The organism is Pseudoalteromonas sp. S558, from assembly GCF_005886635.1.
GTDB lineage: Bacteria > Pseudomonadota > Gammaproteobacteria > Enterobacterales > Alteromonadaceae > Pseudoalteromonas > Pseudoalteromonas aliena.
In genome coordinates this window covers 1-9,598 of sequence record NZ_PNDU01000015.1, presented here as the reverse complement: position 1 = coordinate 9,598, position 9,598 = coordinate 1, and the positions used below count along the sequence as shown (strand labels likewise).

At 37.5% G+C, this 9,598-nt stretch carries 9 protein-coding genes; 5 read left to right on the top strand and 4 right to left on the bottom strand.

Translation table 11 applies throughout. The features are described 5' to 3' along the window. Positions 1-396: 396 nt before the first annotated feature. Genes CWB66_RS01205 through CWB66_RS01195 form a run of 3 tightly spaced genes read right to left on the bottom strand, consistent with a single transcriptional unit; the run spans position 397 to position 2,656 of the window. On the bottom strand, positions 397-732 hold the full coding sequence (locus CWB66_RS01205) for a DUF3325 domain-containing protein (RefSeq protein WP_077535391.1): 336 nt from the start codon (positions 730-732) through the stop codon (positions 397-399). After that, positions 729-2,330, bottom strand: a complete 1,602-nt coding sequence (locus tag CWB66_RS01200) for a PepSY-associated TM helix domain-containing protein (RefSeq protein ID WP_138584024.1) — start codon at positions 2,328-2,330, stop codon at positions 729-731. The genes CWB66_RS01205 and CWB66_RS01200 overlap by 4 nt, the downstream gene beginning before the upstream one ends. Further along, a complete protein-coding gene (locus CWB66_RS01195; RefSeq protein ID WP_138584023.1) occupies positions 2,327-2,656 on the bottom strand; it encodes a hypothetical protein in 330 nt (109 codons plus the stop codon). The genes CWB66_RS01200 and CWB66_RS01195 overlap by 4 nt, the downstream gene beginning before the upstream one ends. Positions 2,657-2,868: 212 nt before the next feature. On the opposite strand from CWB66_RS01195, the gene CWB66_RS01190 reads away from it, so the two are divergent. The 5 genes from CWB66_RS01190 (at position 2,869) to CWB66_RS01170 (ending at position 8,928) form a co-directional block, all read left to right on the top strand. Next, positions 2,869-3,225: a VOC family protein gene (locus tag CWB66_RS01190; RefSeq protein WP_077535388.1), complete on the top strand. Its 357-nt coding sequence runs from the start codon at positions 2,869-2,871 to the stop codon at positions 3,223-3,225. 150 nt (positions 3,226-3,375) lie between these two features. Beyond that, a complete protein-coding gene (locus CWB66_RS01185) occupies positions 3,376-3,957 on the top strand; it encodes a uracil-DNA glycosylase family protein (protein ID WP_077535387.1) in 582 nt (193 codons plus the stop codon). 396 nt (positions 3,958-4,353) lie between these two features. Continuing rightward, positions 4,354-4,863, top strand: a complete 510-nt coding sequence (locus CWB66_RS01180) for a hypothetical protein (protein ID WP_077535386.1) — start codon at positions 4,354-4,356, stop codon at positions 4,861-4,863. Between the two features lie 99 nt (positions 4,864-4,962). Beyond that, positions 4,963-5,730, top strand: coding sequence for a fimbrial biogenesis chaperone (locus tag CWB66_RS01175; protein WP_138584022.1), 768 nt, complete (start codon positions 4,963-4,965; stop codon positions 5,728-5,730). 63 nt (positions 5,731-5,793) lie between these two features. Then, complete coding sequence (locus tag CWB66_RS01170) at positions 5,794-8,928, top strand: SdrD B-like domain-containing protein (RefSeq protein WP_171037443.1); 3,135 nt, start codon at positions 5,794-5,796, stop codon at positions 8,926-8,928. Between the two features lie 52 nt (positions 8,929-8,980). Here the strand turns inward: CWB66_RS01170 and CWB66_RS01165 are convergent, their stop codons facing one another. After that, complete coding sequence (locus tag CWB66_RS01165) at positions 8,981-9,313, bottom strand: hypothetical protein (RefSeq protein WP_138584020.1); 333 nt, start codon at positions 9,311-9,313, stop codon at positions 8,981-8,983. Positions 9,314-9,598: the final 285 nt, after the last annotated feature.

The window sequence follows — 9,598 nt, the reverse complement described above, 5'->3', positions numbered from 1 at the left end:
AACGCAGCATAAATGCCAAACATGCGCTGCCCTTTGGGTTCTGCCTAGGGGCAATTTACTCTTTGTTGCTCGGTTTTTACTTAGCCCACTAGGTTACAAACCTCGCGCCGCAATTAAATCGCCCCTAGATAGAACAAATTTCAATCCTGAAAGGTCAACAGACCCGACTATGTAAAGGGGGTTTACAGTGAGTTGTAGACGCTTTTAAAGTGGTAATAAAAAACAGTTTCACTGTAAAGTAACTTAAATATATTATCGTTATATTGTGTGTACTTGCCGTGAGACAGCAAGTATTAGAAACACGGAATATCCTCTATTGTTGGCAAGCTTATAACTTGCCATTTTTTATTTGAAATTTGGTTTATGTGCTGCAGATCAGACTTTTACTTACTCGGCCTAATTTAGGCCAATATATAGCCCACTTAGTGCAATAACTGCCATGTTGAAAACACTAAAGTATTTCACAAAACCAACAAAAAAATTATAAAAAACCATTATGATCAGTACACTCAAGCTCATGAATCCACAAAACAACAAAGCCCCGTAGCTTCCTTGCGTTACTACACAAAGCACTAAACTTAGTAAAATACTGATCCAAGCGATTAGTAACAGCTTTTTACTCTGTAACTCAGTGGGGCGTTTTTTAAATACATCTTTAAAATGATTGAATTTAGCCAACGCAAAACAGTTAAAAGCAAACAAACAAAGGCTAAAAAATAATAAATCAATCATATATTTTGATCCTTTCGCTTTTTATTTACAATATGATTGCTTCGCTTTGTAGGTTGTTTATGAGTACGTAATTTTTCGGTTTGTATAAAAAACAATATACTAAATAACAAAAACACAGCATCAAAAGTAAATAAAGCCCACTGCTTATGCAGTAAATAACTAACTATATTGCCGTTGGTGGTAAGCGCATTCACAACAGGTACGCTTAAACACGCTGTACCATTTATAGCCGCCATAATTTGCCACTGACCTTTACCACGCTTTAATAACGCAATAACAGCAACTGCTAACCACATTAAGAAAAATGCGAGTACTTCTTTATCAGCACGCGCTGTAATTTCTGGGTTTAGTATTCTGTTAGCTAAAAAGAATGTGCAGGTAGCCAATGGTAACCCCATTAATGTAGCCAAGTTTAATCCTTCAACCAGCTTTAAACCTAGTGACGGTTTTGCATCGGCTTTCATACGATCGCGTATGCGCTTTGCCCACATTATACAACCTGAGCCAATCATTACGCAGCCAGCAACACCGCCTAAAAAATAGAGCCAACGCAATAGTGGATCAGCCAAACGACCGGTATGAAGCGAGTTTAACGATTCGTAAAGCGCTTTACTGGCTGTTAAGTCATCATCAGTTTTAGCAACGAGCTCTCCCGAGGCACCACTAAATATTAAACGTGGGGCTTGATCTCGTAGTGTTTTACCTGAACTGACCAATACTGTGATTGTTGATGACGCCATATTAGGATTGCTCACTTGTACACGGGTAATATCAGCATTTGGCCACTTAGTATAAACCTGATCCAAAACACGCTGTATTGGTACCATTGCCGATCCGCCTTCGGCTTTATCTGTAATCGTATTGCGAGGTGTTACATCATTAAAAAAATCGCGCATACCGCTATCATAAGTCGTTTGCGCAGGGTAGGGGAACAACATAAATATAAGTGTAATCATACCTGTGTAGGTAATCATTAAATGAAAAGGCAGGGCAAGCACAGAACTTAAATTATGAGCATCCAGCCATGTGCGGCTGCCTTTATTACGTCTAAAACTAAACATATCTTTAAAAATACGTTTATGAATAACTACACCCGATATAATCGCAATTAGCATAAATAAGCTTGCAAAGCACACAAGCCATCGCGCGGTTATTACATCAATGTAATGTAAATCAAAATGTAGACGATAAAAAAAGTTACCACCTTTGGTCTCTACAAATGGCTCAAGCTTTTGCATTGTATTAGGGTTTAACTGGGTGTTTTCAAATTTACTGCGGCGCTGGCCTGGTTCTTTTGGTTTTGCATAGCCATATACTAGATAAGGAATACGCGACTCTGGAAGCGTAATACGCCAGCTTTGTGAATTAGCCCCTTGAGTAGCTAAGTAATCAAACCCTGTAATTATTTGCTGTTGTTGCGCTTCAATACGTTGTGCCTGAGTTTGCACATTATGAATAGCTGGTTGATTCCATAAGCTTATCTCATCTCTAAAAAAGCTAAGTGTTCCAGAAAAAAATATTAAATAGAGTAACCAACATACCAGTAACCCTACCCACGTATGCAGCCAAGTCATTGACCGAAAAAAGCTGTCTTTCATAGCCAGTCCTTTAATGCTACTAATAAACTAATTTGCGCACCCGTACTTAGTAAAATACTGATCCAAACTATTTTTAAAGATTTTACATAAAATGCATAAATAAAAACGAGTGCATAAATCAAAATACTTAACGATACACATAGCAACACCGCATCAGATTTAGTCAGTGGTAATAAAAAACTTAACAAAGACGTGCTCGCTGCTGTAAAAAAATAGCCGCCTACAATGGCAATAAAAAAGCGTGATAGCACTAAAAACTGGTAGTTAAAGCTAGAAGAACGTTTGAAAATTTGTGAAAACTGCGCGCTAAGCGATTGTGCCTGCATAATGAGTTAGTCCCTTAAATACAGAGAGTAAAAATTTAGGCGCTATTATATAGCTTATAAATACAAAAGATAGTTATTCTCATTTACAATATTTAAGCTTTCACGATTCAAACTTAGTAAAATACTGATCTCAAATATAAAGGGGATATTTGATTAGCAGCCCACTAAGGTTTAAGGTGGTTTACCATTAATTTATAAGCGCTTTAATAACGATGAACAATAATGAAAAACTAAATTATGTTGAGTTTCCTGCATGCGATTTATTAGCCACTAAATCTTTTTTTAGCCGTGTATTTAATTGGCAATTTACCGATTACGGCCCTGAATATACGGCGTTTAGCGGCCAAGGGCTTGATGGTGGATTTTTTAGCGCACCGCTTAAATCGCTCACTCAAAATGGCGCTGCACTATTGGTTTTTTATAGTAACGACATTCACGCCACGTATCAAAAAGTAGAGTTACATGGAGGCAAAATATTAAAACCCATTTTTGAGTTTCCTGGTGGTTGCCGCTTTCACTTTACAGAGCCAAGTGGCAACGAATTTGCTGTATGGGCTGATAAACAATAGATTTTTAAAGGCCCACAGCTAGGTAGCGGTTAAAGATCACGATTTTACTAACTAATGCCCGTTTAAATTAAAATAAACCGATTTTTTACCAACTCATTTGTTCTAAACGGCTATTTAGAACGAATATTGAGCATTTAAGGCCAAATAAACATGAATACCCGCAAATTATTAGAACAAGTTAGTAAATGCGTGATCTGTGAGTCTCACTTGCCTTTGGGCGCTCGCCCTGTAATACAATTTAACCCTAATGCACGTATTTTAATTGCAGGCCAAGCCCCAGGGATAAAAGTTCACGAAACAGGGCTGCCATTTAACGACGCAAGCGGAAATCGCCTACGAGAATGGCTTGGCCTCACAAATGATGAATTTTATAATGAAAACAATATTGCAATTTTACCTATGGGGTTTTGCTACCCAGGGAAAGGAAGGTCGGGGGACTTGCCGCCCCGTAAAGAATGCGCATCCGCATGGCGCGAAAAATTATTAGCTCAACTGCCAAATATTGAACTAACAATAATACTTGGCAAGCATGCTCAGGCATACCATTTACCCCATACTAAAAAACAGCCATTAACGCAGTTAGTAAAATCGTGGCGTGAGTATTGGCCAAGCTATTTAGTACTCCCCCATCCAAGTCCGCGCAACAATATTTGGCTTAAAAAGAACCCATGGTTTGCCCAAGAGGTGTTGCCAGAAATTAGTGAAAGAGTGACCTCAATACTTACAAAATAGGGCATTTCAAACTGTTAAATAAAAGCTGAGTACAGGTGCATTTTCATTGCTCTGCATAATATTGAGTAATCAAAGTGCCTCATTCAAAGCATATTTTTACTGCTTACTATTTAGCTTAACGTGAGGCTGTTAACATTACGGCACTTCATTAATTTGAAGTTTGCCTGCAAAAACAAAGTTCTCAAATAAATACGAAACATTTTTACATTCTTTTGTTAATACTTTACTATCAATAATTAATTTATAAGTACAATTAGTTAACAAATAAATTGAATATTGTATTCATTAAAGTTAAGTTAGCGTTAATGGATTACAGCCGCTTATCTAATTAAGTCCGCATATGGAATACAAGGAGGTAGTAGTAAGTATAATAATTATATAAATAACGGATAAATTATGAATAAAAAAATTTTTGCAGCAACTGCTTTACTAGCAATGACATCTACTTCTTTATTAGCATCTAGCGAAACATTACAAGCAAGTGTAAATGGCTGGAGCGAACCAACTTTTGTAGAAGATAACGCTGTTCATTTTGGTAAAATTCGTTTAGCAACGGGTTCAACTTGTACAATGGACAACGCTGGTGCAGTAACAGGCGATTGTGACGCTTCAGATGCAAACATTCAATTGGGTGGCGTAACTGTTTCTGGTTTGGCTCCAAATTCAGCAATGAACATCACTGTATCTGGTAGCACAAGTGCAAACCTTACTTTTGCTCCAGTAACTACTGCCACCGATGGTACTACATCTGTAACAACTGCAAATACTGTTGCTTCTCCATTTACTACTGATGCAAGCGCAACAGATATCGTAATTGGTGTTTATGGCGCTATGACTGTAGCAGCCGATCTTACAGCGGGCGATCTTTATGCTGTAGATTACACGGTTGATGTATCTTTCCAGTAATATTATTTATTATATTGTTATAGCCCTCGGTTATTAATAATATAAATTGTGTGGAGCCTAACGCTCCACATTTTTTTTATCATGTTGTTGAGTTGTCTCATGAGTTTTAAATTTTTTCGTTGGGCAACGTTTTGCCTAACCCTCCTATTGCCTCAAATTTGCAGTGCAAACCTTTCTTTATCTGAATATCGTTTATATTTTGATGGCCGCACTAAAAATAATTCATTAATGATCAGAAACACTTCTGATAAAAATCTCGATTTTAAACTTAGTCTCACGCACAAAGATATGACCGAAGAAGGCTCACTAATCGATGCAACGCCTAAGCAAGTAGAAGGGCGATCTGCAGCTGGCATGTTACGATTTTCTCCACGCCGTGGTTCTATTGCGCCAAAAGATATGCAAGCGATAAGGATGACGGTGCGGAAAAAAGCAGAATTACCCGCAGGGGAATACAGAGCAGTACTTAAAATAGTTGCATCAGAAGCTCCCGATCCTAATGCCGTAGGCATAACTATACGCCCTAAGATTTCTTACAGCGTACCGGTTATTGTTCGCCATGGTCAGTTAGAAGCTGACTCACAATTAATAAACCCACAGCTAATTAGCCAAAATGGTCGACCGACCATTATGTTTTGGCAAACACTAACAGGTAATCGTTCGCTATATGGCAACTTTGAACTGACAGATAGCAATAACTTACCTGTCGGAGAAGTAACAAACGTAGCTGTTTATACGCCTTTATCGCGTCGTAAAGTCTATATATCGTTGCAACAACCTGTTGTCGGCCCGCTGACACTTAAATACACAGAAAACCCCCAATATGGTGGCAATATTGAGTTAGCCATACCCGTTAATATTCAATAGCACGTGTTTAAGCTAAACGCCTTGCGTTATAGCGCTTTAATTAGTTTGTTGCTCTGTGTTGTTATGCCTCAAACATTATTCGCTAATGAGCAAATGCCTCTTCATCAATGGCCTATTGATGAAGAGGCATTTGTGATCGTAAATGTAAAAGTAAATGGTCGATCAGTTGTATCCGACTTAGAAGCTTACTACACGCCATCAAATAAGCTGTTACTACCAATCAGTGTTCTAAAATCAACGATGGGCATTAATTTTAGCGTTACCGAAGATAGCTTTACTGCAACAGTTGATGCAACTGAGCTAACGCTAAGTTCAACTTTGCTAACAAAACAATCGGTAACACCAACAGCATCTTTTTGGGCTAAAGATGATTACGACTACTACGTAGACTTATCCGTTATTAATACGCTTTTACAAACCGACTCAATATTTGATTATTCGCTCATGCAAGTCACCTTTATGAGTGATTTATTAAGCACCACAAATGATAAAAAAAGCACAACAGTCACACATAAGCAGGTTATAGCCCCGCAATATGATCACTTTATTGAAGATCAATACCGTTTACTAACATACCCAATTTCTGAGTACACGGTTTCATCAAGTGCCACATCTAAGCAAGCACGTTATAAGGGTTTAATTAGGCTCAACAGCTATTTTGATTTATTTCACCATCGAGCAGAGGTTCGGTTTAATAAAAATGAAAACAGTGATAATACGTTTTTTAAAATTAGCAAAGACTTTAGCTTAACCGATGAAGATCATTCATTAGCTCGCATTCATTACCAATTAGGTGATATTCAATCTCAATCAGATCAACTCACAACGGCTTCAAGCCAAGGTCGGGGCATTTATATCTCAAATGCCGATCCACGCTCAGCACAAAATTTTTCATCAATCACCATTGAAGAACCCGCTTTACCCGGCTGGCAAGCTGAGCTATACCGCAATGGGCAATTTTTAGCGACCACACAAGCAAATGACGATAACTTAGTTAAGTTTATCGATATAGAAACATTTTACGGCAATAATATTTTTGAAATAAAGCTCTTTGGCCCACAAGGTGAGCAAATCACACGCACTCAAAAATATACAATAGGGCAAGATGCTCTAGCACCAGGAAAAATAAGCTACCAAGTTGAGTTACTTGAAACAGATAAAAGCATATTTAATAACAAGCAAAGCACTCAAAATAAATTTAGTGACACCTTTAAAGCCAGTGTTTCATATGGGATCAGTGAAAATTTAACCTATGATGCGCAAATCACTCAACTAGGATCTGATGAGCACACTCGCTATATATCATCAGGGTTAAATATACTCACCGAGCATGGCAGCTATCGACTCTTATCTACCAAACAGCTTAATGCTGGCAATGCTTATTATGCGGGCTTCAGGGGGTTATTCTCTAGCGATTTTTATAACGACGTCAACGTCAATTTAGAATATACCGCCTTAGATGATTTTTCGAGTGCATTGTTTTTGCCACAAAGTAATGCACTTAAAAATAGATTGTCGGTTAGTTTAAATGGCCGTTCTGATTCGTTTGACTCTTTAAATTGGAATATGAAATGGCTTAACGAAACCCGTGAAAGTAAATCAAACAAAAATACATTTTCATTTGGTATCAATAAAAATCACATTGGTGGCACATGGGCTGGACGCCTTTTTTATGATGACCAAGAAGATAAGCTAACCAATCAGCTTTATTCATCTATCGATATTGCTTCTTGGAAATGGACAAATACACTTGATTGGCTGCCTATAAATGGGGGAGATCTAATTAGTCTCCGTAGTAATTTACGTTGGCCGCAAACACAAGATTCCTTCAATCAAACCCAGTTGTCGTATAACCCTAACTCATCAGCGACCACGCAATTAAGCCATCAATATACTTACCGCTATGACATTTTTAATGTTCAAGTTTCAGGTCAATACGATAGTCGTGGAGACTGGCGCGTGTCATTAGGTTTAAACGGCACATTTAGCTTTGATCATCTTGAGTTAGATATGATATTTGACACCCCACGAGCTCTTAGCGGCGGACAGCTTGAAGCATCTGCTTTTATTGACTGGAACGAAAATCGAATATTTGATCAAGGTGATGAGGCATTAGAAGACGTACGCTTTACCGGTAATTATTTGTGGCGAAATAAATTCACAAACAATACAGGCAAAGCACTACTGCCAAGCAGTCACGGCGGGCAAGTTTTAGAGGTCGATTTACGCACTTTACCAAATCCATATTTGCAGCCTGTACTTGGAAAAATAAAAACCTACGCTCACCGAGGGGGTCAGACTAAAGTTGATGTACCAATGGTTATTTTTAATGAAGTAGAAGGGACTGTTTATTTTGCAAATAATGATAAAAGCAAACCTGTTTCAGGCGTAACCGTTTTTTTAAAGCAGATCAATGGCGACAAAGAATATACAACAACTACCGAATACGACGGATATTATTATTTTTCTGATGTGAGCCAAGGAAATTACAAAATTGAAGTTGAAGCCAATACATTAAATATAAAAAATCTCGTTGCTAAAAACTTACCTGAGCGCGTTATTACCTCTAAAACGGGTGATACTATTATTTTAAAAGATATCGTTCTGCAACCTAAAAACAATACAATAAACTCAATAGAGTTAGTTGATAAGCCATCAGAAAAGTCTTACTTTGTTCAGCTTGGTGTATTTAAAAAGTTTGAATCGGCAGCAATAGTAGCAAAAGAGATTGACTGGCAAGTGCATCCTTTAAAATTATATAAACATCAAAGCCGAGACAGTTACTACTTGGTGACAGGCCCTTATGCAAACGCCCAAGACGCGCAAAAAACAATTAACCATGTCTACTCAACGCCTGCATTACATGGCAGTTTTATGGTCGATGCTAGACGATATGCATCTACTGATTGGCAACTGATAGGCGCATGGGGAGAGCAAAAAAAGGACACGCAAGGGCTTTACTTTTGTCAATACGCCGCATACACCTCTAAAAAAGCAATAAAACCTCAATTGATAAAAGCTGATTTTCCATTGTTCACTATCAACAGAAATATTAATGGTAAAAAGTATTTTTTATTACTCTCAGGCCCACACATACAACAATCACAGAGCGCATGTAGCACTTTAACTAGTCGGCAAATAAACGAAAGCTCTAAACCAATAAAAAAACATTGGAACGACTTATACAAATTGCCTTAAATTAGTGTGCTATTTAGCGCTTGAAATAAGCATACTTTAAATAAGATTAGTATTATTGAGCTGTAAAGTATATCGTTTGTGAGTGACCATTTTTGTCGAGATGCGTTGTACACTTTATTTCGCAACGCGCACCCGCCGATTCAGCAAGCCAATTGGATTGAGACTGTTTTTTTACATAACAAGCCGAATAAAAAGCATCTTCTTTTTGTGCGGAAACTAAAATACAGCGAGCATAGTAACCAAGTTGTAACTCTTTAATTGGAAAAATTTGCTCTTGAGCAATAACCCCCGCACTAAATGTCTGGCTGGATTTTGCATAAGCAGATAAAGAAATATACGTGATACTCACCAATAATATACTAATAAATACATACCATCGCTTCATGTTATTACCCAAAAAAATAAGCATGTTACAAGTGTAGATGCAAACAAGTTAGTTCGTTAATTTATAAATAATTTTCTAGCTGATACGCACTCGCTAAATTAGGCTGAGCAGAACGCTTAATACCAATCTGCTTATATATGGGGTCTATTTAACGTTAAGAAAATTACGCTAGAACTAGGCAAAAATTTTTGTATCTAGTTGTTCTAAATAAAAAATTTTTAACGACGTTATAGTACAATTTAATTCGTTAAATTGATCAAAGATTTATGCAGATTGGTATTAGCC